Annotated in this window: 1 protein-coding gene; it reads left to right on the forward strand. The window is 43.4% G+C overall.

Annotated features, from left to right (window positions below; all coding sequences use genetic code 11):
• A partial coding sequence (mobV, locus tag HMPREF9304_RS01315) for a MobV family relaxase (protein ID WP_036926033.1) occupies positions 1–1,031 on the forward strand: 1,031 nt, incomplete at its 5' end.
• Positions 1,032–1,307 lie beyond the last annotated feature (276 nt).

Below are 1,307 nucleotides of genomic sequence, written 5' to 3' on the forward strand. Positions count from 1 at the left end.
CACTTCGCTTTATCCTCTCAGGGTCGCACGAGGATATGCTCAAACTTGAAAGCGATAATCGCTTAGGAGAATGGTGCGACAGCACGATGCAGTGGCTTTACACCACCTTTGGAAAGGAAAATGTAGTGGCAGCCACACTACATGCAGACGAGGAAACTCCGCATATTCACGCAACGGTAGTCCCCATCGTACAAGGGGAAAGACGGAAAGCCAAGACAGAAGCTGAGAATGGCAAGCGAAAGTACAAGACAAAGAAAGGCAAGGTACGACTTTGTGCAGATGATGTGCTTACTCCTAAGAAATTAGAGGAGTACCAAACCACATACGCAGAACAGATGAAAGCTTTCGGGCTGGAAAGAGGGGTGTACGGTTCGGAAGCCAAGCACCGCACCAATATGGAGTATTACAAGGAACTGCTCAAAGAGACGAAACAGAAACAACTTGAGGAGGAAGAGTTAATCAAGAAAATCAAGGAGTTGGAGAAGCAGGCAGGGAAACTTCGTGTAAAGGGGACACTCTACTCGCTTTTTGGGAATACGGAACTTGACAAGGCAGAAAAACGCGTCGGAGAGTTGGAATGGGAGATGGAGCAACAGAGGTTTCTTTCTGAAAAGGAGAATGCCGAAATCCGTAAGGAGGTTATACTCCTGCAAGATACCGTCAAAGCCAAAGACAAGACCATAGCTGAACAGCAAAAGGAAATCAAGGTGTATGAGGAAGAGCGAGGTTTTATCAAGCGATTCTTTCATAGCTTCTATCTCTTGCTTAATATTCGTTTGATGCTCCGCAAGATGGGATTTGATGATGATACAGTAGTGAAGATGCACCAAAGGCAGGTGGCAGTACGTAGTACGGCTACGGCATATTCAGGAATGTACAAACGCAACTTCACGGAGGAGAATGCAGAACTCCGTATCACGACTAACGAGAAGCGTCAGCCAATTCTTACTATCAATGGACTATCAGTTTCCGATTGGTGCGAACAGAAATGGCAACAACTCATTCACCGTAACCGCTCGCAACGACTGTAATCTCTTTTTTCTTTCACAGACAAGAAGAAAAACACGAAATAACGCTCACTTTTCCACACAAAGTGTTACCTTTGCGAGTGAAATAGTGAGCGTTCTTTGGTTATACAAAGCAATGAACTTTCAAGCATATCGCTCATTTCTAAATCGTTACCTATACGACCTGCATTTAATCGCAGAACCTTGTACTTTAGGCACTTAGCCCGAAATCATATTTTTGTTATGGACAAAATTAGCAATTTTTATTGATATAACTTCTAAATACTAAATATTTAGAAG

The sequence above is a fragment of the Hoylesella timonensis S9-PR14 genome (genome assembly GCF_000762405.1).
GTDB classification, from domain to species: domain Bacteria; phylum Bacteroidota; class Bacteroidia; order Bacteroidales; family Bacteroidaceae; genus Prevotella; species Prevotella timonensis_A.